The organism is Arthrobacter sp. T572, from assembly GCF_056780115.1.
Genome location: NZ_JBRAZQ010000002.1, coordinates 42,069 through 62,314 on the forward strand (window position 1 = coordinate 42,069; position 20,246 = coordinate 62,314).

The window sequence follows — 20,246 nt, forward strand, 5'->3', positions numbered from 1 at the left end:
GGGATTGCGTGGCCGGGCCTAGATGGCTTTGCCGGGGTTAAGCAGGTGGGCGGGGTCCACGGCTGCTTTGATGGCGTGCTGCAATACACGGCTGCGCTCGGAGAGTTCCAAGGCAGCCCATTCCTTCTTGATGGTTCCCACGCCGTGCTCACCGGTGACGGTGCCGCCCAGGGACAGGGCAACCTTCACCAGTTCAGTGGCAGCTTCCTGCAACGGGGCAGGCGGGGTGGGACCGTCGTCGGGCGTTTTGTCCAGGGTGATCAGGGGGTGGAGGTTGCCGTCGCCGGCGTGTGAGACGGCCGAGATGGTGACGCCGAAGCGGGCTTCCAAGGCTGGGAATGCGGCGTAAACCTCGGCCAGGCGCGACTTGGGTACCGCGATGTCCTCACCGATGTACCACTTGTCCTGCGGGAGTCCGCGGCCGCTGCGGCGCAGCTCCCAAAGCCGCACGCCGTCGTCGTCCGCTTCCACGGTGACCCGGCCACCCACCGCACTGAGGGCGGTGGCGAGGTCCGCGGCCTGGTCGCCGATGCCGTAGCCGTCGAGCTCGATCAGGATCAAGGCGGCGCCCCGGCTGCGGAGGGCTGTGCCGGAGTGGGCGTCGATGTTTGCCAGGCTGGGCGTGTCAAAGAATTCAATGGCCGCAGGGCGCACGGGCGAGCGGGTGATGGCTGCCAGGCCGCCGGTGCCTTCAGCGGTGCTGTCGAAGAAGGCGCTGACGGTCTTGCGGGCTACCGGGATGGGACGGAGGCGCACCGTGGCTTGGGTGACGATACCCAGGATGCCTTCGGAACCGACAAACAACGACGTCAGATCAAGACCGGTGACGCCCTTGATGGAGCGGTGGCCGACCGAGATGAGGCTGCCGTCGGCGAGTACGACGTCGAGGGACAGGATCGATTCGCGCGTCACCCCGTACTTGGCGCAACGCAACCCGCCCGCGTTGGTGGCGATATTGCCGCCGATGGAGGAAATGTCGAAACTCGCGGGATCCGGGGCATAGAAAAGGCCGAAGGGCTCGAGGTGTTTGTTCAGATCAGCATTGATGACGCCCGGCTCTACAACTGCTACTTCGTCCAGGGGAGAAACTTCGATGATGCGGCTGAGTTTTTCCGTGGAAATAACCACCTGGTTCCCGGTAGCCGCAGCACCGCCCGAAAGGCCTGTGCCGGCACCTCGCGGAACCACGGTGACACCGAGGTCCCCGGCAAGCTTCACGGCTTGCCGGACTTCGGCCGCCGATGCTGGAAGCACGACGGCGGGACCTTGCGTTTGCGCTGCAGTGGCAGCCTTGGCGGTGGCTGCGTCGTGGCTGTACCGGGTAGTTTCAGCGCCCGGTTCGAGGACAGCTATTTCCGGGGACAGCTCAGTGAGCTTCCGGAGGTATGCCTGTATGGCCGGTGCTTCCGTGATCTGCTGGGTTGTCATGCCGGGATCTCTCCTCCCGGGGCGCACACATGACGGAATGGCGCAGCGTGCAGCCCGGACTCTTTTGATGAATATCCCGGCCGCGAAATGACTGGGAGTCAGTCATAAAAAATTATCGGTCCTCGGAATCCGGGCGCCAGTTAAAGGAAATGTCGATCAATACTTCTCAACGGAGCGACGCGGTGATTCCCATTTCGTTAAATAGCGTCATTGCACGACGAAATATGTCGGCGGGGGGCGGAGTAATTCGTCATGTGACGCCCTCCCGCCGCCCCTACCCAACTGGGTCGCATTTGTGCGCGTTTTCAGCGCTCAAAACGTGCTTAACTGCGACCCAGTTGGGTAGGTGAGGGGTTAGAGGTTAGCTGCGTGCGGAAGCCTTGAACCGGCGTCGTGAGTTGGCCAGGTGAAGGCGCATGGCGGCAGCGGCAGCGGCTGGGTCGCGCTCGGCGATGGCTGCGTAGATGGAGGCGTGCTCATGGACCACTTGGGCGAAGCGCTCGGGGGAGTCTGGTTCTTCGCTGGAGAGCAGTCGGGGTCGCGGCATGGTGATCATCGTTTGTCCCAAAGCCGTGATGCAATCCGTGTAAAAGGGGTTGCCCGAGGCTGCGGCTATTGCGCGGTGGAACTCGTAGTCGGCCTTCATGGCGTGCGCAGGGTGGCCGGAGCTGGCGGTGAATAGTTCCAGGGCACCGTGGACAGCCTTCAACTGGCGGTCCAAGTGGTGCTGCGCCGCCAGGGCTGCCGCTTCCGCTTCGACACCGATGCGGAAGTCCAGCATGTTCAGGCGGTCTTCAGCGGTGGAAACCTGCCGGGTGCCGGGCGCCTGGGTGGGGCCGTCGGCGGGCGGGGTCAGCGCGAAGCTGCCCCGCCCGCGTTCGGTTTCCACCAGTCCCTCGGCCTGCAGGCGGGTGAGTGCGGAGCGGACAACGGTCCGGCTCACGCCAAACTCGCTGATGAGGGTGTTTTCGCTGGGGAGCTTCTCACCTGGCTGGATGACGCCGTCGACGATCCGGTTGCGAAGGTCGGCGGCGAGGTCCGCGGTCAGGTTTCGGCTCATGCGTTCAAGGTTACGCGCCGAACTCCACGGACTCGGTGGTCCAGGCGCGGGCCTGTTCGGACAAGGTGACGCCCAAACCGGGGCGGTCCGGAACGATCATGCGGCCGTTCTTGGTTTCCAGCCGTTCCTCGAAGAGCGGGTCCAGCCAGTCGAAGTGCTCCACCCAGGGTTCAGTGGGGTAGGCGGCGGCGAGGTGGAGGTGGATTTCCATGGCGAAATGCGGGGCCAGGCCAAGGCCTCTTTCATCCGCCAACGCGGCGAGCCGCAGGAACTGGGTGATGCCGCCGACCCGTGGGGCGTCCGGCTGGATGATGTCGCAGCCATGCGCGCTGATGAGGCCCTTGTGCTCCGCGACCGAAGCCAGCATCTCACCCGTGGCGATGGGGGTGTCCAGGACCTGTGCGAGGTGCGCGTGGCCCTCGAAATCGTAAGCGTCCAGGGGTTCTTCGATCCAGATGAGATTGAACTCCTCGAGCTGGCGGCCCATCCGCAAGGCGGTGGCGCGGTCCCACTGTTGATTGGCATCCACCATGAGCGGGACGTCCCATCCGATGTGCTCCCGGATTCCGGCAACGCGGCGGAGGTCTTCCTTGGAATCAGGCAGTCCAACTTTGATCTTGATGCCGCCGATGCCATCTTCGATGGATTGCGTGGCCCTTGCCTTGACTTCGTCCAAGGTGGCGTTGAGGAAGCCGCCGGAGGTGTTGTACGTCTGGACCGAGTCGCGGTACGAGCCAAGGAGCTTGGCCAGGGGAAGGCCGGCACGCTTGGCTTTGAGGTCGTAGAGCGCGATGTCGATCGCTGCCAGCGCCTGCGTTGCCACCCCTGACCTTCCCACTGACGCCCCGGCCCAGAGGAGCTTGGTGTAGATCCTGCCGATGTCGTTGGGGTCCTCGCCGATGATGCCCTCCGCGACTTCCTTGGCGTGGGCGTACTGCGCGGGGCCTCCGGCCCGCTTGGAATAGCTGAAGCCAACGCCGCTGTGACCTTGTTCCGTGGTGATTTCCGCGAACAGGAACACGACCTCGGTCATGGGCTTCTGACGGCCCGTAAAGACTTTGGCGTCGCTGATGGGCACGCTGAGGGGTAGCCGGGCGGTGGACAGTTTGACGTGCCGGATGAGATCTACGGGGCTCACTGGGTCTCCTAAGTGGGTGTGATACTTAGGATACAAGTTTGGTACTTGTGCTACAAGAGATAATTTTTCGGAGGAGCCCGCCGGATGGCCACTGACCTGGCGGCGGGCTGATCCGTCAGCCGCGTTCCACCGGTAGCCAGAGTTCACAGCTCGCTGTCCGGAAGTCGGCCGCGCGATCGAGAACTGCCACGATCGCTGGGCCCGGGCGGAGCCGCCACGGGTTGGAGGGGAACCAATCGGTGGCAGTGGAGGCCCACGTGGACTGAAGAACCTCCGGGTAGGCCCCTTCGGCGTGGAACACCGCCCACGTGCCGGCGGGGACCTCAATCGTGTCGAGCCCTTCGGGCACCGGTGTTGTTTCGGTGACCGCGACGCCATGAAGGTAGGTCAGCTCGCTGCCCTCCGTATAGTCAGGGTCGACGTCGGCACTCACCTGGAGCAGGCCAGCGGGGTTGGTGTTGCTCAATTCCTTGAGCCGTGCGTGCTCTGATACCGGGAGTGAGGCGATGTGTGCCTGGATGTGCGGGTTTGGGCCGCTGTGTATCAGTGGGACACGTGCCGAATGACCGATGAGTTTGAATGCCGGCCGGTCTGCGATGCGAGTGTCCATTGTGGTGTTCCCTTCTACGGTCAGGCGGAACCTGAGCTGCGGTTGTGTGCGAAGGGGTCCGCCGTTTCGGCGCACGTCGCTCGGACCGAAGCCGTGCACTGACCGGAATGCCCGGCTGAAAGCCTCGGTGGAACCGTAGCCATACCGCACCGCAATAGCCAGCAGGTCACCCGTTCCGAGAACGTCCGTTGCAGCCACCGTCATTCGGCGCCTGCGGACGTACTCGGAAAGCGGCATGCCGGCCAGCGATGAGAACATCCGACGGAGGTGGTACTCCGTCATGCCGAGACTGATCGCCAAGTCATCAACATTGATCTCCTCAGTGAGGTGGCCATCAATAAAGTCGACGAGTTGGTTTAGCGCTGAGATCACGGTTCTCCCTTCGACTACAAGCCTGCTCGTCCGGTTCACCCCGAACCCTACTATTGCGGTCCGATTCGATCGTCGCCCATCCTGCAGAGCACACCAGGGCGCACCTCCCGGGGCGCTTTTGCATTTGTGCGTTGACGCTGGGAGGTAAATGGCACACTTCTGGCGGCACCATTGCCACCCGGACGGCGCGCACGCGAAGCGGTAAGTGTCGGGCCACATGCACGCGCTGGAATATAGGCCATGTGGACGGCAATGGAGTGCGCCGGGCTAGCCGATGGCTCGTCACCTTGAGACGGATTCCCTCATCTAAGGGACCATCTTCACCGTGCCTCCAATGGTGAGCACTGCCGAACCAGCTCGTCCGGCGATGAGGACTCGGAATGAGAGCTGATCGCCATAGGTAACCGTTTCATAGTTTCTTACATTGCTCATAGTGCCGTGGAAATAATAGTTCGCAGGAACTGTGTGGGGTGCATTCTTCCCTTGACGAACCCCCGCTTTGTACCAAACAAGGCCTGATTCACTGACATTGCTTGTTATTTTACCCCGAAGTAAGGAGGAGATCTGGTAACTCCAGTTAGCATTATTGTAGGGGCAATTATTCCGGATCTGGAAAGCGCCGTTAGTATCCGAGAAACGGTAGTTCCCAATTTTGCAGCTGATATTCTGATTGACCGCTGGACCGTGTACCAGCGGAGGTGCAACGTAGCTCATGGGCTGTATCAAAGGCTTGTCGCCCAGTGAGGTCTTTACATCGCGGGTGGATTCCTTGGATAAGGGTATATCGAACACAATCTCTAGTGTTGAATCGGCAGCTGGAGTGGGGTCATTTATGACGAATACTTGGGAGTCTTGCGTGGTGTCGGCTTGGGCGACGGGAGTAACTCCTAGAAGCGACAAGCCAAGCGCTGTAAGAATGCCTATGATTGCTTGCCTGAATTTGATGCCAGGATGCCGCATATCTCCCCCATAGATTGAACATTGATCCCGGTGTTCTGTCACGTCGAACTAGCGGCCGCGGTCAGGGGTAACGTAGCAGATGAAGAGGCTCGAGCAGCGGAGGCGGGCACATAGCGGTAGTGAGAGAGGCCTTCATGAGAGTAGAGATCGTAGAGATCATCCGTCAGGTGTTGCGGGATGTGAGTTCCGCCGGGCTTGAAGAACCACGCATCGAAGAGAGCGACTGGGACGACGACCCGCGGATGCTCTCGGCGATGATTTACAGTACGCGAGATTCCACAGGTCAGGGTGTGTCGGTCAAAGAGGACCTACCACAGGCCGAGCAGCTTGTATCAGTGGCGGACCAGGTCCAAGAATGGGTTATCGAAGAGAACAGCCCCACTAACAGTAATTGGCCTTGTTGCCCTTGGCATCCCAACAATCACCCTCTGGCCGCCCAACTGATCGATGATCAAGGTTTTTGGGCCTGCCCCGTACTAAACACCCCTGTAGCCCTGATAGGTGAGCTCAGCGTAAAGGACTGAACGGATAGGCCTGTCTTGCGCTGGCCTTCTCGCTACCGCTTTTCCGTTCACCGCATTGAGAAGGTCTCACTGTCACGTTCCTCACCCATCGCCACCGCCGGTAGAATCCGACAATGCGTGCCGCACCCCACGGATCCATTAGCATTGCGTTCAATTGATCACCAACCGAAGGGATTTCACTCATGCAGCAGTATGTCGTTCTCCAGGTGATCCTGAAAGAAAAGCTGATGGGAGCCGGATCGGGGAATTTGCCGTCCCTCGAGAAAGCCATCAACGACCAAGCTGCCAAAGGCTATCGCCTGCACACCATCACCACCGCGAGCAGCGGCAGCAAAGGGATGATTGGTGGAGGCGACCGGATTCAAGCGACGATGGTGTTCGAACGCCTCAACTAGCTTTCAACGCGTCCGTCTTCGTTCCTCACGCCGCCCGGCGTCGCCACGCCGCCCGGTGTCGCCGGCACGTCCGTCGTCACCACCGGCTTGGCAGACCGCCTGCCACCCTGCTGCGCCGCCGTCCCCGCCACTACAACCAGGGCGATCCCGAGAACCTGCATCAGCGTCGGCGCCTGCGCGAGCACCAGCAACCCGATCAGCACACCGAAGGCAGGTTCAATCGACAGCAGAGTGCCAAAGGCCGTATGGGTCATGCGTCTCAAGGCAAGCATCTCCAGGCCAAACGCGATCACGGGGGTAATCAGCGCGATTCCCGCGGCAACCGGCAGCACCCACCATTCAAGCGACCCACCCAATACCTGCGGCAAGCCAACGGGCAGGGTGGCCAAGGCGGCAACGGGGATGGTGAGCGACAGCCCGCTGATCCCCGAGAAGCGGTCGCCCACATGCTGGGTGAGCACGTTATACAAACCCCAGCACGCGCCTGCGGCCAGGGCGAAGCCCACACCAACCAGGTCGATGGTGCCGTGCCACGGCTCCGTCAGGAGAACCACTCCGATCAGTGCGAGCAATGGCCACACCAGCGCCTTCCGGCGATGACTCATGATGCCGGCTACCGTGAGGGGTCCGAGGAATTCAATGGCGACGGCGGTGCCCAGCGGGATGCGCTCGACGGCGGCAAGGAAGAAAGCGGTCATGAAACCCGTGACCACTCCAAGGGCTATCAGCGCCGGAAGATCCCGCCGGCGTATGGAACGAATGGCCGGCCGGCTGATCGTCCACAGGAACACAACGCCGAAGCACATGCGCACCCAAGCGGTACCCGCAGGTCCCACCTGGCCGATGACTGATACCGACAGGGCGTTGGCCAGCTGAATGGTCAGCATTGCTGCGACGGCCATCGACCAGGGCGGAGCTGCCGTGAGAGTACGGGTCAGGGCGCTACGCATTGGGATTCTCCGTGCGATGTCCAGCTCCAACGCCCGGTTCAAAGACTGCCAACGTAAAGCGGGTGGGCAACGCAAAGGGATTTACATAGGAGTGGGGAACATCGCTTCGGAACGTCAACGCATCGCCGGTGTTGAGCTCGTGGCCCTCTGATTCGATCAGCACGGTGAGGGAGCCCTCCAGTACCTGCAGCAGCTCGCGGGTGCCGTCGGAGTGCGCCTCACTTTCATGCCGCTCGCCGGGGGCAAGCGTCCAGTCCCAAAGCTCGACGACGTCGGGAGACTCAGTGCCCGCGACCAGGATGCCGCGGCCTCCCGAGGGCCCGGTCCACAGCACGGCACCCTCGCCTGCGCGGACCACCTTCACCGCCCGTAATGCCGGAGGTTCGACCAAGGCCGGCAATCCCACCCCCAGCGCATCGCTGAGCCGCAGCAGTGTTCCGATGCTAGGATTCACGCCGCCCTGCTCGACATTTACCAGCATCCGGCGGCTGACGCCCGCCAGTTCAGCCAGCTGGTCGAGTGTCCAGCCGCGGCCCTTGCGTTCCTGGTTCACCCGCATGCCGATGGCACGTGACAGCGATTCCGCACTCTGATCCATAGAGTGCAGCATACTGCACTAGCTTGGCATTATGAATCCAAGCTGCTAGTTGATAATCTCTCCGCGGTCATCAGCAAGGAGCGCATTCAGCCGCTCCCGCCACATATGCAGCGCTTCGGGTGTCAGCCGTGTCCAGTCGTTGACTTCCTCAACCACCCTGAGCGGAGAAGTGCTGCGGTACGAGCGCGTGGGGTTGCCGGGAAACTTCTTGTCCGTAACGTTCGGATCGTTCTCGAACGGCCCGGTCGGCTCAACGAGGTAGACGTGCGGTGTCCCGTTGCCGGAGGCAAGCTCGACGGCGAGCTCCGCCGCCAGTCCTGCACCGTCGCGCAACGCTGTGAAGTAGATGTGGTTCATGACGACGTCGGGCCGGTAGTTGGAGCGGTAGCCCGGCGAGAGGATGTCGCCCACCTGAACTTCAGCTTTCGTACCGTGATAGAAGGGACCTTCATCCAGCGGTTCAGTCATGGACCTAGCCTAGGCAAATCAGGCCCGCATCGCCCCGAACCCCGCGATGAGCGCTTCCAGCCCCAGGCTGAACGCCGCATCCGTGGGGCGCTCGTGGCCCGCCAGGGACAAGCGGTCCACCGCGGAGGTGAAGTTGGGGACGTCTTCGGCGAGGTTGCCGGCGTCGAAAATGTCCTCCGGTGCGGTGACGTCGTAAGCGGCGCCGAACACGAAGGCCTCCAACGCAACGATCGCGGAGATGATGCGTTCTTCGGGGAATCCGGCATCCCGGAACCCGGCTGTCACGGCCTCGTACATCGCCAAGGTTTTGGGGGCGTTGGCAACGGGGAGCACGGCGATGATCGGAATCAGGGGAGTGTGCTCGGAGAAGACGTCGCGGTAGGACCAGGCCCAACGACGCACGGCAGCTTCCCACGGCTCCTTGCCGAAGGCGGACACGTCCACCATGGCCGCGAGGTGATCCTCGAGCAGCACCAGCACGTCGTCCTTGGAGGAGACGTGGTTATACAGCGCAGACGGTGCAACGCCCAGTGAGCGGGCCAGCGCCGCCATGGTGAGTCCGTCGTAACCCTTGCTGCTGATCAACTCGAGTGCCGCCGTCGTAATTCCGTGCTGGTCCAGGATCCGCGCAACCGGGCGACCGGCACGACGGCGGGACTTGCCGGCGGCGGGGGCTGAGCCAACAGCCGCGGGTGCGGCCTCGGGTGTGGGTGCGGGCATCGGGAGCCTTTCTGCTGCCAGTGTCCCCTGCATTATTCCATCGGGGCTTCACAGGTGCCGATTCCCGGGCTACCATGGAGATAAATGAATGACATTCATTTATTGGTCAGTCACCAACGGACGGCCACGGAGAGGACATCATGCAGAATCTTGATCGCGACGTTGTGATCGTCGGTGCCGGACCGTCAGGGCTGACGGCGGCACGCGAATTGAAGAAGGCCGGACTCAGCGTCGCAGTGCTCGAAGCGCGCGACCGCGTGGGCGGCCGCACCTGGACCGACACCATCGACGGCGCAATGCTGGAAATCGGTGGCCAGTGGGTTTCCCCTGACCAGACGGCCCTCATGGAGCTGCTGGACGAACTCGGCCTGAAAATGTACTCCCGCTACCGCGATGGCGAATCCGTCTACATTGGCGCAGACGGCAAGCGCGTCCAGTACACCGGGGACACTTTCCCGGTCAACGAGACCACCAAGGCGGAGATGGACAAGCTCGTCGCCATCCTGGATGAGCTCGCCGCGGAGATCGGCCCCACCGAACCCTGGGCACACCCCAAGGCCCGGGAGCTGGACACCATCTCCTTCCACCACTGGCTCCGCCAGAACTCCAATGACGAGGAAGCCTGCAACAACATCGGCCTCTTCATCGCAGGCGGCATGCTCACCAAACCCGCCCATGCCTTCTCTGCCCTGCAGGCGATCCTCATGGCTGCCTCGGCCGGTTCCTTCACGCACCTGACGGATGAGGACTTCATCCTGGACAAGCGCGTGATCGGCGGCATGCAGCAGGTTTCGCTGCTCCAGGCAGCGGAGTTGGGTTCCGACGTCGTCCTTAACAGCCCGGTCCGCAGCATCACCTGGGAAGAGAACAACGTCACTGTCGTTTCCGACGGCGCCACCGTGAACGCCCGCTACGTGATCATGGCCGTCCCGCCGAACCTGTACTCCCGCGTCTCCTTCAACCCGCCGCTGCCGCGCCGCCAGCACCAGATGCACCAGCACCAGTCCCTGGGCCTGGTCATCAAGGTGCACGCGGTCTACGACACCCCGTTCTGGCGCGAAGACGGACTGTCCGGCACGGGCTTCAGCGCCGGCGCGCTGGTCCAGGAGGTTTACGACAACACCAACCACGGCGACACCCGCGGCACCCTGGTGGGCTTCGTATCCGACGAAAAGGCCGATGCCGTCTTCGAGCTCAGCGCCGAGGACCGTAAGAAGGCCATCCTGGAATCAATCGCCGGCTTCCTCGGCGACAAGGCCCTGACCCCCGAGGTCTACTACGAGTCCGACTGGGGCTCGGAGGAATGGACCCGCGGCGCATACGCGTCCAGTTATGACCTTGGCGGCCTGCACCGCTACGGCAAGGACCAGCACGCGAACGTCGGCCCGATCTACTGGTCCTCGTCCGACCTCGCCGCCGAAGGCTACCAGCACGTGGATGGCGCGGTCCGCATGGGCCAGGCGACCGCCGCTCGGATCGTCGAAGCCAACAAGCTGGCTTCCGTAGCGGTCTAGCCGCAGAATCAAGCAACCGGCAGTCCGGGGGAAGTGCCGTCCCCGGACTGCCGGCAGCACTGTTTAAGGAGAATCATGCGCTACGTGGTCGGCTACACCGCTAACGCGAGGGGCCGCGACGCCGTGCACCTCGCCATCGCGCTGGCCCGCGGCCAGGACGCCAGCCTGGACCTGGTCCTGGTGGTCCCTGAGGACTCCCCGTACAACGCCGTGTACCCGCCCGAGCCCGGCTACGACTCGATCCTCAACGAGCAAGCCCGGCAGTGGCTCGACGACGGCCTGGCCCTGGTTCCCGACGACGTCACAGCCCGCGCCCACATTCGCCGCGGGGACTCCGAAGCGCAGGCGCTCATTGACGCCGCGGTTGAGTTCGATGCGGCCGCGCTGGTCATCGGTGCCACCAACAACGGCCTGTTCAAGCGGTTCACCATCGGTTCAGTGGCCAGTTCGCTGCTGCACTCATCGCCGGTCCCGGTCGCTTTGGCGCCCCACGGGTTTGATCGGACAGAGTCAGTTACCCGGCTCAGCTGTGGTTTCGGCGCCCGCGCCGGTGCCGATGAACTGCTCGACGTGGCAGTTGAGTCTGCGCGTGACCGGCAGCTTCCCCTGCGGCTCGTCTCCCTGTTGGCGCTCGACGGCGGTAACTCGCCCGGGCTCGCCGACGCCGCCTGGGTGCATGCCGCCGACCGTCTTGCCGCCGTCGGGGGTTCCGACTCCGGCTCCGCCCCCGGTGACGCAGGCGCTGAACCCGAAATCGTCGTCGCGCAAGGCCGCACGATCGAGGAGGCCGTGGACCGGCTCGAGTGGGAAGACGGCGAAATCCTGCTTATCGGCTCCAGCCGCCTGGCGCAGCACCGCGCCACCTTCCTGGGCACCACCGCGAACCGGATCCTGCGTGCCCTGCCAGTTCCCATGATCGTGGTTCCCCGCGACTACACGCGACAGCGCTCTTAGCCGTCGCTCGAGAGGCAATACCCATGTCAACTGCACCAAAGACGGTCCAGTCGAAAGATTCGGCCCTGAGTGAGAAGGGCCTGAAAGCCGGATCGGTGGGCCTCATCGGCGCCGTCGTGATCGGTGTTTCCTGCATCGCGCCGGCGTACACGCTCACCGCCGCCCTTGGCCCTACTGTTTCCGAGGTGGGTGTCCACCTGCCCGCGATCTTCCTGGTGGGCTTCATCCCGATGCTGTTGGTGGCGCTGGGCTACCGCGAACTCAACAACGCCATGCCCGACGCCGGAACCTCCTTTACGTGGGCAACGCGCGCCTTTGGTCCGTGGATCGGTTGGATGGGCGGCTGGGGGCTCATCGCGGCGACGATCATTGTGCTATCCAACCTTGCCGCGGTTGCCGTGGACTTCTTCTATCTGATGCTCGGGCAGGTGTTCAGTGATCCCTCGCTTGCAGAGCTGAGCAAGATTCTTCCCTTGAACATCGCGACCACGCTGGTGTTTATCGCGGTGGCTTGCTGGATCTCCTACCGGGGCATGGAGACTACCAAGGGCGTGCAATACGTGCTGGTGGCCTTCCAGTTGCTGGTCCTTGGTTGGTTCGCAGTTTCCGCGTTCGCGCATGTTGCCAATGGCACGGCCTTCGATGCCACGGCCATTTCGCCCGACTGGTTCAACCCGTTTGCGGTTGACTCCTTCACGACATTCACAGCGGGTGTGTCCCTCTCGATCTTCATCTACTGGGGCTGGGACGTCACGCTGACCATGAACGAGGAAACGAAGAACCCTGAAAAGACACCGGGACGCGCCGCAACCGTGACCGTGCTGGTGATTGTGGTCATCTACATGACCGTGGCCTTGGCGACGTTGTCCTTTGCGGGTGTTGGGGACACGGGCCTGGGGGCGGGCAACCCGGAGAACCAGTCGAGCATCTTCGCTGTCCTGGCCGGTCCGGTCATGGGTCCGTTCGCGATTTTGATGTCGTTGGCCATCCTGAGCAGTTCCGCGGCATCCCTGCAGTCGACGTTCGTCTCACCCGCCCGGACCTTGCTGGCGATGGGCCACTACCGCGCCATTTCGCCCAAGTTCGGCCGCATCAGCCCCACCTTCAAATCCCCGAGCACCGCCACCATTGCAGCAGCCATCGCCGCGGCGGGCTTCTACGTGGTCACCCGTACCGTTTCCGAGAATGCGCTCTGGGACACCATCACGGCCCTGGGCATGATGATCTGCTTCTACTACGGCATCACGGCATTGGCCTGCGTCTGGTACTTCAGGGCTGCGGCGTTTGCCGGCGTGCGGTCATTCTTCTTCAAGTTCCTGGCACCCCTGCTTGGCGGCGTGATCCTGCTGGTCATGTTCGTGAAGACCGCCATCGACTCCCTGGACCCGGCGTACGGTTCGGGTTCGTCGGTCGGTGGCGTGGGTTTGGTGTTCATCCTGGGCATGGGAGTGATCCTGTTGGGCGTCGTGATCATGCTGGTGATGTATCGGGTGCGCCCGGAGTTCTTCAGGAACTTCTCCCGCCGAGGTGGCAATTGATGACAATGTTGCGGCCCAGGATTGTCATTAAGTGTCATCTCGGCGAGGGGAGGGTGCTGGGGACGCCCGCCGCCCGTTCGGCTTCACGCAGGGCCTCTGCAAGGTGCTCGACGGCGGCCCTGTAGTCGGTGCCCGCAGTCACCTTGCAGCGCTCGGCCTCCCGCATGGCCTTGGCGAGGGCTGCGGTTTCCGTGATCCGGACGTCGGTCATGCCCGGGTAGTCAATGGTCTGTGCAGGGTCCAACTCGTAGCGCCGCCATTGGGTGAGGATCTCGGTATGCCGGGCGGAGTCGTCAGCAAAACCTGCCCGCCGCCACGGGTCCGCAGCCTGCACGCGCTCGACTTTCCGGATGGCAGCCAGGGTTCCGGCCGCCGTCGTTCCTGCCAGGGCGACCATCACCAATCCGGCCGGTGGCCACTGCACCGAGGGAACCAGGATGGCTGGCGCAATGATGGTGAGCCCTGCGAACACATCCCAGAAAATGGTGTCCGGCTCCGGGCCTCTGCCGTGGGTGAGCTTGCGGTGCAGGAGAAACGTCGTGGCCGCGGTGGCGAGGACCAGGGCCAATCCCCACAAGAGCATCGGAGCACCTCCCGGACGCAAAGGCTGTGGTTTCAGTATGCGGCAGCGGCTGGCTGCGCGACACCTCCACCGGACAATTCACCACGGCGTGCGCCGGTGTCTTGTCCGGTTGAGGGTGATTCTGCCCGCGGGACACTGTCGGGGCCGGAGCGTAGCCTAAGCCCATGAGACTGAAAATGTGCAGTATCCATGTCAAGGACCCCGCAGCAGCCCACGCGTTCTACACGGGTACGCTCGGTTTCGGCACGCTGATGGCCATGCCGGAGTACAACCTGTTCATCATCAAGAATCCCGGTGCCGATGACAACGCAACAGGTCTGCTGCTTGAACCCAGCGACAACCCCATCGGCGCCAACTACATGAACGCCGTGTACGACGCCGGGATGCCGGCTGTGGTGCTTGGCGTTCCGGACGTACGGGCAGAGTATGAGCGCCTGCTCGCGGCCGGAGTCGTGTTCAAGGGGGAGCCGGCAGAGGATCCCTCCGGCATCAGCGCGGTCTTCGACGACGGTTGCGGCAACTTCGTCCAACTGCACCAGGACTAGTTAAAAGCCGGTGGCCGGGACATTGCCGTCCCGGCCGCCGGCTTTGATGGATCATGAGTTGCGCTTGGTTCCCTTGGGAGCTGCGCGCTTGGCGGCCGCGTTCTCCTTGGCTTCCTTGGTGGCTGCCTTTTTCCGCTGCTCTTCCTTGACGCGCAAGGCGTCGGCGCGGACGGCGGCATGGGTGGCGCGCTCAACCACCAGCCACTGTGGGGGAGCCTGCAGCAGTTCGGCGATTTCCGCCGTCGTGAGTGGTTCCGTCACGCCGCCGCGGGTGAGGCCGCTGATGGAGATGTTCAGTTTCTGTGCCACTACCGGACGCGGGTGCGGACCGTTGCGGCGCAGTTCGGCGAGCCACTCCGGCGGGTTGGCCTGGAGCTCGGCGTATTCGTCGCGGGTGACGGGCGAGTCCTGGAACTCCTGCGGTGCGGCGGGCAGGTAGATGCCGAGTTTCTTGGCAGCTGTTGCCGGCTTCATGGTCTGGGAGTTCTTGGGAGTCATGCTTCAAGGGTATCCGGCCCGGTACTGTGAGTGTGTGCCAGCCCCCGAAGAAACCCCCGAAACTCCTGAGCTCCGCTTCGCCTATGTGGCCGGTGTAACGCCCGGCAAGTGGATCCGCCGGTGGGAGGAACGGATGCCGGACGTCCCGCTGCATGCGTTCATGTCCGACGACGGCACTCAACTGTCGGTACTGCGTGACGGTTCCGCTGACGTCAGCTTTGTGCGGTTGCCGGTGGACCGGGAAGGCCTGAACCTCATTCCCCTTTATGAGGAGCAGCCTGCGGTGGTGGCTCCCAAGGGACACGAGATCTCCGTCTTCGAGGACGTGGCAGTGGAGGACCTCGCCGAGGAGAACTTCCTGGACGTCGCGGACATGGGCGGCCCGGACATGGCGTTGCAGGTAGTGGCCTCGGGGGCCGGCCTGGTGATCCTGCCGATGCCCGTGGCCAGGCACCTGAACAACAAGCAGACCGTGAGCCGGCGTCTGTCAGGCGTACCGGGGACACAAATCGGTGTTGCGTGGCTCGCTGACAAGGACAGCCCGCTGATTCAGGAATTCATTGGAATCGTCAGGGGTCGTACTGCCCAGAGCTCGCGGCAACCGTCGGCGCAGGCGGAGAAGCCGAAGAGGGCGCCCAAGCCTGATCGCCGAGGGTCTTCCGGCGCGAAGAAGCCGGCCGTCGCCCAGCGGTATGCGCCCAACCCGGATAAAGGCCGCGGCCGCGGTTCGCGGAAGAAGGGCAAGCGCTGACGTTTCCGCCCCGCCAAGGTCTACTCGCCGTGGCCTACTCGCCGTGGATTGCGGCCTGCTGTGCCTCTGAACGGTTGAGATAGGCCAGGAGGAGATCGCCGGCTTTCTCAAGTTCGCCGCTTTCCAGCGCCGCGCAGATCTGGTCGTTTTCGGCCAGCCAGTCGGCATAAAAGTGCGCGTCAACGGTGGCTTTGTGGAAGTAGAGCCGCATCTCGGCCAGTACCTGGGCCATGATCGTGTTGAGCCTGCTGCTTTCCGCCAGGGCCACGATCGCCCCGTGAAAATGCTGGTTCGCACTGCCCAGGCCGTCGTTGTCACCTTCGGCTGAGGCGCGCTTGCCCTCCTCGACGGCGGCCCTGACGGCGGCGATGCGGTCCGGGGAACCCCCCGCCCGGATGGAGCTGACCTCGATGGCGCGGCGCACGGTGTAGACGTCGTGGATGTCCCCGGCCTCCAGGGTGGCCACGAACACGCCCCTGTTGGGAAGCCTGACCAGCAGGCGTTCACTGGCCAGTTCCGCAAAGGCCTCCCGGACGGTATTGCGGGAGACTCCAAGGTCTTCGGCGATGGTGGCTTCGGTCAGCTTGGCGCCCGGTACCAGGAATCCCTCTGCCAGTTGGTACCGGATTTCCTCTGCCACCCGTTCGGCCACCGAGGGGACGCGGACGCGCATGCGGGCTTTGGAGCCCGAGGCGTCCGCCGTGCTGTTAACGATCCCGTCTGCGCTGGCCATGCATCAAAATTTACACGATTGCCGAAAAGGGGAATCGCTGGATTGTTGAACAATCCGGCGATTTGGTGCATTCTTGATGTAACGCACCTCACGAGACAGGGATCACACCATGCCCAGCATTGACCTGAACAGCGACGTCGGCGAATCATTCGGCCGGTGGACGCTGGGCGATGACTCAGCCATGTTCCAGTCAGTCTCGAGCGCCAACGTTGCGTGCGGATTCCACGCCGGTGACCCCAGCGTCATCCGCAGCACCTGCCACAAGGCGGTCCAGGCCGGCGTCGTTATTGGTGCCCACGTGGGATACCGCGACCTGGCGGGCTTTGGCCGCCGGTTCCTGGACATCGATCCCAGGGAACTCGCCGATGACGTCGTTTACCAGATCGGAGCACTGCAGGCGCTGGCTGCAACCGCAGGCGGCACAGTCCAGTACGTCAAGCCGCACGGTGGCCTCTACAACGCGATCGTCAGCCACACTGCCCAGGCCCGCGCCGTGGTGGATGCCGTGAAATCGGTGGATCCCACACTGCCAATCCTTGGCCTTCCCGGATCGGAAGTGCTGCGGCTGGCTGACGAGGCAGGTCTGCGGGGTGTCTCCGAAGCTTTCGCGGACCGTGCCTACAACCCCGACGGCACCCTGGTCTCCCGTTCCCGGCCCGGTGCAGTCCTCCACGATCCGGAGGAAGTCGCCCGCCACGTTCTCCGCATGGCTACTGAAAACAGCATCCAGGCAATCGATGGCTCCATCCTCAGCGTCCAGCCGGACAGCATCTGCCTGCACGGTGACTCACCCGGTGCCGTGGCCATGGCGGGCGCCGTGAAGTCCGCCCTGGATGATGCCGGTGTCAGCATCTCCCCGTTCGTCCAAACCCCAACAGAATCCCTCATCCCCGGAGGAAAACCATGACCAGCACCAACAAGGCAGCCAAGGCCGTGACAAGGAAGCCACCGGCCGGCGCCCTCAAGGCATACATCGCCAGCCTCACCGGCACGTCGCTGGAGTACTACGACTTCGCCATCTATTCCGTGGCCTCCGCCCTGGTCTTCCCCAAGATCTTCTTCCCGGCGGGCGACGAATTCGTTGGCCTCCTCCTGTCCTTCTCAGCCTTCGCCGTGGGCTACCTGGCCCGTCCCATCGGTGGGGTCGTCTTCGGACGGTTGGGCGACAAAATCGGGCGCAAGTTCGTGCTGGTCTTCACGCTGGTGCTGATCGGCGTGGCCACAGTCCTCATCGGTGCGCTTCCCGACTACTCGGTCATTGGCGTTGCCGCACCCACCATCCTGGTGCTGCTACGCCTTGCGCAGGGCATCGGTGTTGGTGGCGAATGGGGCGGCGCGGTCCTGCTGTCCAGCGAATTCGGCGATCCGAACAAGCGTGGATTCTGGTCTTCCGCAGCCCAGATCGGCCCGCCCGCCGGCAACCTGATGGCCAACGGCGTACTCGCGATCCTCGCGGCCTCGCTCCCCACCGATGCCTTCCTGTCCTGGGGCTGGCGTGTGGCCTTCCTGGCCTCGGCCCTCCTGGTGGTGTTCGGCCTGCTGATCCGGCTCAAGCTGGAGGAAACGCCCGTGTTCAAGGCCATCCAGGCTCACGGTGAACGTCCCAAGGCACCCATCAAGGAAGTCTTCACCACCCAGCCCAAGGCGCTGGTCTCCGCCGCCCTGTCCCGCGTTTGCCCTGATGTCCTGTACGCACTGTTCACCGTCTTCGTCGCGGTGTACGCCACCAAGGAACTGGGCATGACAACAGGCAACGTCCTGGCGGCCATCCTCATCGGTTCCGCGTTCCAGCTGTTCCTCATCCCGGCCGCCGGTGCCCTGACCGACCGCTTCAACCGCCGACTCGTCTACGGCGTCACCGCTGCGGCCACGGCTGCCTACATTCCGCTGTTCTTCCTCATGATCCAAGGGAAGTCCGTGGCCATGCTGACCATCGGCGTGGTGATCGGCCTGGCCCTGCACGCCTTCATGTACGGTCCGCAGGCAGCATTCATCACCGAACAGTTCCCTGCACGCCTCCGGTACGCTGGCAGCTCCCTGGCCTACACGTTGGCCGGTGTCATTGGCGGAGCCGTGGCACCGATCATCTTCACTGCCCTTTACGGTGCGGCCTCCGGCGGCTGGTACCTCATTGCCCTTTACCTCCTCGCCACGGCCATCGTCACGATCGTGGGCATGCTCATGGGCCGTGACCCCAAGCCCGAAGAGGAAGCTTTGCTCCTGCAGGAGCAGCGCGCCTAGGCGGCGGTTTCGGCAATGATGGACACCGTGACGCAAACCGCCGCACCCAGGAAGCTCCGCTCCGTTCGCCCTGTGGGCACCCGGGCGGTGCTGGTTGAACTCGACGACCTCCAGGAAGTCCTTGCCCTGCAGGATCTCCTGAACCGGTCGCCGCTGCCCGGACAAGTGGATGTCCTGGCGGCAGCGGAGACCGTCATGGTGGTGGGCGAGTCGGCCTCGGCCACCCGTGCCATCGGTGCCCGGCTCCAGGACGTGGAACTCACGCCACCCGAAGCCGCCGATTCCAGCCTGGTTGTTATTGAGACCGTGTACGACGGCGAGGACCTCGCCGATGTCGCGGAACTCACCGGCCTCAGTGTGGACGGCGTGGTGGCCGCCCACACCGGGCAGGTCTGGACCGTGGCCTTCGCGGGCTTCGCTCCTGGCTTTGGCTACATGGTCGGCGAAAACCAGGCCCTGGACGTCCCGCGCAGGTCCTCCCCGCGCACAGCGGTTCCGGCAGGCTCGGTGGCATTGGGAGGCCAGTACTCGGCCGTGTACCCGCGGAAGTCTCCCGGCGGCTGGCAGTTGATCGGCCGTACCGGAGCCCGGATGTGGGACCTGGACCGGCCACAACCTGCTCTGGTCCGGCCGGGCGACAGGGTCCAGTACCGTGCAGTCCGCGAAGTCGTGACTGCTCCCTCTGCGGCGAAGACCCCCGAAGCCGGCGAGTCCGACGGCCCCGGCCTCCGCGTCCTGAACCCGGGAGCCCAGAGCCTTATCCAGGACCTGGGAAGGAAGGGCTTCGGTCCGCTGGGTGTGTCAGCGGCCGGTGCGCTGGACAGGGCTTCCCTGCGCCGCGCCAACCGGCTTGTGGGAAACCCTTCATCTGCGGCAGCCATCGAGACCGTCAACGGCGGGTTGGTGGTGGAGGCCGTGGGTGATCAGGTGATTGCCGTGACCGGTGCCCCGACGACGCTCACCATCCAGCCGCCGTCGTGGGTTGATCACGACGGCGGAGCCCGGCAAGGTGCCGGCCGCACCGTTGCCATGGCCACGCCTTTCGCGCTGCTCGACGGGGAAGTCCTGTCTTTGGGCGCCCCCGACTCCGGCTTCCGGAATTACGTGGCCATCCGGGGCGGGGTGGACGTTCCTGAGGTTTTGGGGAGCCGTTCATCGGACACGATGTCCGGGATCGGCCCGGCGCCCCTGCGCATCGGAAGCCAGGTACCAGCGGGCGGCCTCACGGCCTCGACTGTGGTGGGCAGCCCGGAGTTGCAGCCGGATTTCCCAGGCACGGACGTCACCGTCCTGGATGTAGTTCCTGGTCCCCGGGCCGATTGGTTCGACCAAGCAGCGATCGATTCGCTCTACAGCCAGGAATGGCTGGTGACCCCGCAATCCAACCGGGTGGGCATGCGCCTGGACGGGACACCCCTGCAACGGGCACGGCAGGGTGAACTTCCCAGTGAAGGGACCATGGCCGGAGCGGTTCAGATGCCGCCCGCGGGCTTGCCTGTCCTCTTCCTGGCCGACCATCCCATCACCGGTGGATATCCCGTGATCGGCGTGGTGGTCGACGGGCATCTGGACCGTGCCGCACAGGTACCCATCGGAGGCCGCATCCGGTTCCGTCCCGTACCGGAAGCCTCTCCTGCCCCCACGATTTCCTCGAAGAAGTGAGTTT

Annotated in this window: 22 protein-coding genes; 10 read left to right on the plus strand and 12 right to left on the minus strand. The window is 63.8% G+C overall.

Annotated features, from left to right (window positions below):
• Positions 1 to 18: 18 nt before the first annotated feature.
• The 5 genes from ACUYMZ_RS01275 to ACUYMZ_RS01295 all read right to left on the minus strand — a co-directional run bounded on the left by ACUYMZ_RS01275 (position 19) and on the right by ACUYMZ_RS01295 (position 5,568).
• Positions 19 to 1,428: an FAD-binding oxidoreductase gene (locus ACUYMZ_RS01275; protein ID WP_481601836.1), complete on the minus strand. Its 1,410-nt coding sequence runs from the start codon at positions 1,426 to 1,428 to the stop codon at positions 19 to 21.
• A 361-nt stretch (positions 1,429 to 1,789) separates the two neighbouring features.
• Positions 1,790 to 2,488, minus strand: a complete 699-nt coding sequence (locus ACUYMZ_RS01280; RefSeq protein ID WP_481601837.1) for a FadR/GntR family transcriptional regulator — start codon at positions 2,486 to 2,488, stop codon at positions 1,790 to 1,792.
• Positions 2,489 to 2,498: 10 nt separating this feature from the next.
• Positions 2,499 to 3,626, minus strand: a complete 1,128-nt coding sequence (locus tag ACUYMZ_RS01285) for an L-talarate/galactarate dehydratase (RefSeq protein ID WP_442424920.1) — start codon at positions 3,624 to 3,626, stop codon at positions 2,499 to 2,501.
• 115 nt (positions 3,627 to 3,741) lie between these two features.
• Positions 3,742 to 4,608, minus strand: coding sequence for an AraC family transcriptional regulator (locus tag ACUYMZ_RS01290; RefSeq protein WP_481601838.1), 867 nt, complete (start codon positions 4,606 to 4,608; stop codon positions 3,742 to 3,744).
• A gap of 306 nt (positions 4,609 to 4,914) precedes the next feature.
• Complete coding sequence (locus ACUYMZ_RS01295) at positions 4,915 to 5,568, minus strand: hypothetical protein (RefSeq protein WP_481601839.1); 654 nt, start codon at positions 5,566 to 5,568, stop codon at positions 4,915 to 4,917.
• Between the two features lie 134 nt (positions 5,569 to 5,702).
• On the opposite strand from ACUYMZ_RS01295, the gene ACUYMZ_RS01300 reads away from it, so the two are divergent.
• Entirely contained in the window at positions 5,703 to 6,092 is a 390-nt protein-coding gene (locus ACUYMZ_RS01300) for a hypothetical protein (RefSeq protein ID WP_426005055.1), read from the plus strand.
• A gap of 182 nt (positions 6,093 to 6,274) precedes the next feature.
• Positions 6,275 to 6,487, plus strand: a complete 213-nt coding sequence (locus tag ACUYMZ_RS01305; protein ID WP_426005057.1) for a DUF4177 domain-containing protein — start codon at positions 6,275 to 6,277, stop codon at positions 6,485 to 6,487.
• Here ACUYMZ_RS01305 and ACUYMZ_RS01310 read toward each other — a convergent pair.
• From ACUYMZ_RS01310 to ACUYMZ_RS01325, 4 genes are read right to left on the minus strand one after another with little or no spacing between them, the layout of a single operon-like run.
• Positions 6,484 to 7,437: an EamA family transporter gene (locus ACUYMZ_RS01310; RefSeq protein ID WP_481601840.1), complete on the minus strand. Its 954-nt coding sequence runs from the start codon at positions 7,435 to 7,437 to the stop codon at positions 6,484 to 6,486. The two genes, ACUYMZ_RS01305 and ACUYMZ_RS01310, sit on opposite strands and share 4 nt — an antisense overlap.
• Positions 7,430 to 8,035 (minus strand): helix-turn-helix domain-containing protein, encoded by a 606-nt coding sequence (locus tag ACUYMZ_RS01315; protein ID WP_481601841.1) that lies wholly within the window; start codon positions 8,033 to 8,035, stop codon positions 7,430 to 7,432. The genes ACUYMZ_RS01310 and ACUYMZ_RS01315 overlap by 8 nt, the downstream gene beginning before the upstream one ends.
• Before the next feature lie 45 nt (positions 8,036 to 8,080).
• Entirely contained in the window at positions 8,081 to 8,503 is a 423-nt protein-coding gene (gene arr / locus ACUYMZ_RS01320) for an NAD(+)--rifampin ADP-ribosyltransferase (protein ID WP_481601842.1), read from the minus strand.
• Positions 8,504 to 8,521: 18 nt separating this feature from the next.
• Positions 8,522 to 9,256 (minus strand): TetR/AcrR family transcriptional regulator, encoded by a 735-nt coding sequence (locus ACUYMZ_RS01325; RefSeq protein WP_481601843.1) that lies wholly within the window; start codon positions 9,254 to 9,256, stop codon positions 8,522 to 8,524.
• Between the two features lie 107 nt (positions 9,257 to 9,363).
• Here ACUYMZ_RS01325 and ACUYMZ_RS01330 point away from each other — a divergent pair, with 107 nt between their 5' ends.
• The 3 genes from ACUYMZ_RS01330 to ACUYMZ_RS01340 all read left to right on the plus strand — a co-directional run bounded on the left by ACUYMZ_RS01330 (position 9,364) and on the right by ACUYMZ_RS01340 (position 13,229).
• Positions 9,364 to 10,737: a flavin monoamine oxidase family protein gene (locus ACUYMZ_RS01330; protein WP_481601844.1), complete on the plus strand. Its 1,374-nt coding sequence runs from the start codon at positions 9,364 to 9,366 to the stop codon at positions 10,735 to 10,737.
• Positions 10,738 to 10,812: 75 nt separating this feature from the next.
• Positions 10,813 to 11,691, plus strand: coding sequence for a universal stress protein (locus ACUYMZ_RS01335; protein WP_481601845.1), 879 nt, complete (start codon positions 10,813 to 10,815; stop codon positions 11,689 to 11,691).
• A 23-nt stretch (positions 11,692 to 11,714) separates the two neighbouring features.
• Positions 11,715 to 13,229, plus strand: a complete 1,515-nt coding sequence (locus ACUYMZ_RS01340; RefSeq protein ID WP_481601846.1) for an APC family permease — start codon at positions 11,715 to 11,717, stop codon at positions 13,227 to 13,229.
• Between the two features lie 34 nt (positions 13,230 to 13,263).
• Here the strand turns inward: ACUYMZ_RS01340 and ACUYMZ_RS01345 are convergent, their stop codons facing one another.
• Entirely contained in the window at positions 13,264 to 13,812 is a 549-nt protein-coding gene (locus tag ACUYMZ_RS01345) for a hypothetical protein (protein WP_481601847.1), read from the minus strand.
• 164 nt (positions 13,813 to 13,976) lie between these two features.
• Here ACUYMZ_RS01345 and ACUYMZ_RS01350 point away from each other — a divergent pair, with 164 nt between their 5' ends.
• Positions 13,977 to 14,357 carry a VOC family protein gene (locus ACUYMZ_RS01350; protein WP_481601848.1) on the plus strand — a complete coding sequence of 127 codons (381 nt, stop codon included), beginning with the start codon at positions 13,977 to 13,979 and terminating at the stop codon, positions 14,355 to 14,357.
• A gap of 51 nt (positions 14,358 to 14,408) precedes the next feature.
• On the opposite strand, the gene ACUYMZ_RS01355 is transcribed toward ACUYMZ_RS01350, so the two are convergent.
• Positions 14,409 to 14,855 (minus strand): DUF5997 family protein, encoded by a 447-nt coding sequence (locus ACUYMZ_RS01355; protein WP_426005068.1) that lies wholly within the window; start codon positions 14,853 to 14,855, stop codon positions 14,409 to 14,411.
• Between ACUYMZ_RS01355 and ACUYMZ_RS01360 the strand changes: the two genes are divergently transcribed.
• Positions 14,854 to 15,606 carry a LysR family transcriptional regulator substrate-binding protein gene (locus ACUYMZ_RS01360; protein WP_426005069.1) on the plus strand — a complete coding sequence of 251 codons (753 nt, stop codon included), beginning with the start codon at positions 14,854 to 14,856 and terminating at the stop codon, positions 15,604 to 15,606. The genes ACUYMZ_RS01355 and ACUYMZ_RS01360 overlap by 2 nt on opposite strands.
• Positions 15,607 to 15,640: 34 nt before the next feature.
• Here the strand turns inward: ACUYMZ_RS01360 and ACUYMZ_RS01365 are convergent, their stop codons facing one another.
• The gene (locus tag ACUYMZ_RS01365) at positions 15,641 to 16,339 is read right to left on the minus strand and encodes a GntR family transcriptional regulator (RefSeq protein WP_481601849.1); all 699 of its coding nucleotides are present in this window, start codon (positions 16,337 to 16,339) and stop codon (positions 15,641 to 15,643) included.
• Positions 16,340 to 16,448: 109 nt separating this feature from the next.
• Here ACUYMZ_RS01365 and ACUYMZ_RS01370 point away from each other — a divergent pair, with 109 nt between their 5' ends.
• From ACUYMZ_RS01370 to ACUYMZ_RS01380, 3 genes are read left to right on the plus strand one after another with little or no spacing between them, the layout of a single operon-like run.
• Complete coding sequence (locus ACUYMZ_RS01370; protein ID WP_481601850.1) at positions 16,449 to 17,246, plus strand: LamB/YcsF family protein; 798 nt, start codon at positions 16,449 to 16,451, stop codon at positions 17,244 to 17,246.
• Positions 17,243 to 18,580, plus strand: a complete 1,338-nt coding sequence (locus ACUYMZ_RS01375) for an MFS transporter (RefSeq protein WP_426005075.1) — start codon at positions 17,243 to 17,245, stop codon at positions 18,578 to 18,580. Before ACUYMZ_RS01370 ends, ACUYMZ_RS01375 begins: the two co-directional genes overlap by 4 nt.
• An 18-nt stretch (positions 18,581 to 18,598) precedes the next feature.
• Positions 18,599 to 20,242: a 5-oxoprolinase subunit B/C family protein gene (locus ACUYMZ_RS01380; RefSeq protein WP_481605790.1), complete on the plus strand. Its 1,644-nt coding sequence runs from the start codon at positions 18,599 to 18,601 to the stop codon at positions 20,240 to 20,242.
• Positions 20,243 to 20,246: the final 4 nt, after the last annotated feature.

Bases quoted from the DNA above. Each gene is read 5' to 3' on its own strand.
- ACUYMZ_RS01280 (WP_481601837.1), bottom strand. From the start codon at position 2,488: ATGAGCCGAAACCTGACCGCGGACCTCGCCGCCGACCTTCGCAACCGG.
- ACUYMZ_RS01330 (WP_481601844.1), top strand. From the start codon at position 9,364: ATGCAGAATCTTGATCGCGACGTTGTGATCGTCGGTGCCGGACCGTCA.
- ACUYMZ_RS01305 (WP_426005057.1), top strand. From the start codon at position 6,275: ATGCAGCAGTATGTCGTTCTCCAGGTGATCCTGAAAGAAAAGCTGATG.
- ACUYMZ_RS01380 (WP_481605790.1), top strand. From the start codon at position 18,599: ATGGACACCGTGACGCAAACCGCCGCACCCAGGAAGCTCCGCTCCGTT.
- ACUYMZ_RS01340 (WP_481601846.1), top strand. From the start codon at position 11,715: ATGTCAACTGCACCAAAGACGGTCCAGTCGAAAGATTCGGCCCTGAGT.
- arr (WP_481601842.1), bottom strand. From the start codon at position 8,503: ATGACTGAACCGCTGGATGAAGGTCCCTTCTATCACGGTACGAAAGCT.
- ACUYMZ_RS01335 (WP_481601845.1), top strand. From the start codon at position 10,813: ATGCGCTACGTGGTCGGCTACACCGCTAACGCGAGGGGCCGCGACGCC.
- ACUYMZ_RS01365 (WP_481601849.1), bottom strand. From the start codon at position 16,339: ATGGCCAGCGCAGACGGGATCGTTAACAGCACGGCGGACGCCTCGGGC.
- ACUYMZ_RS01360 (WP_426005069.1), top strand. From the start codon at position 14,854: ATGCTTCAAGGGTATCCGGCCCGGTACTGTGAGTGTGTGCCAGCCCCC.
- ACUYMZ_RS01370 (WP_481601850.1), top strand. From the start codon at position 16,449: ATGCCCAGCATTGACCTGAACAGCGACGTCGGCGAATCATTCGGCCGG.
- ACUYMZ_RS01295 (WP_481601839.1), bottom strand. From the start codon at position 5,568: ATGCGGCATCCTGGCATCAAATTCAGGCAAGCAATCATAGGCATTCTT.
- ACUYMZ_RS01375 (WP_426005075.1), top strand. From the start codon at position 17,243: ATGACCAGCACCAACAAGGCAGCCAAGGCCGTGACAAGGAAGCCACCG.
- ACUYMZ_RS01325 (WP_481601843.1), bottom strand. From the start codon at position 9,256: ATGCAGGGGACACTGGCAGCAGAAAGGCTCCCGATGCCCGCACCCACA.
- ACUYMZ_RS01300 (WP_426005055.1), top strand. From the start codon at position 5,703: ATGAGAGTAGAGATCGTAGAGATCATCCGTCAGGTGTTGCGGGATGTG.
- ACUYMZ_RS01310 (WP_481601840.1), bottom strand. From the start codon at position 7,437: ATGCGTAGCGCCCTGACCCGTACTCTCACGGCAGCTCCGCCCTGGTCG.
- ACUYMZ_RS01355 (WP_426005068.1), bottom strand. From the start codon at position 14,855: ATGACTCCCAAGAACTCCCAGACCATGAAGCCGGCAACAGCTGCCAAG.
- ACUYMZ_RS01350 (WP_481601848.1), top strand. From the start codon at position 13,977: ATGAGACTGAAAATGTGCAGTATCCATGTCAAGGACCCCGCAGCAGCC.
- ACUYMZ_RS01345 (WP_481601847.1), bottom strand. From the start codon at position 13,812: ATGCTCTTGTGGGGATTGGCCCTGGTCCTCGCCACCGCGGCCACGACG.
- ACUYMZ_RS01315 (WP_481601841.1), bottom strand. From the start codon at position 8,035: ATGGATCAGAGTGCGGAATCGCTGTCACGTGCCATCGGCATGCGGGTG.
- ACUYMZ_RS01275 (WP_481601836.1), bottom strand. From the start codon at position 1,428: ATGACAACCCAGCAGATCACGGAAGCACCGGCCATACAGGCATACCTC.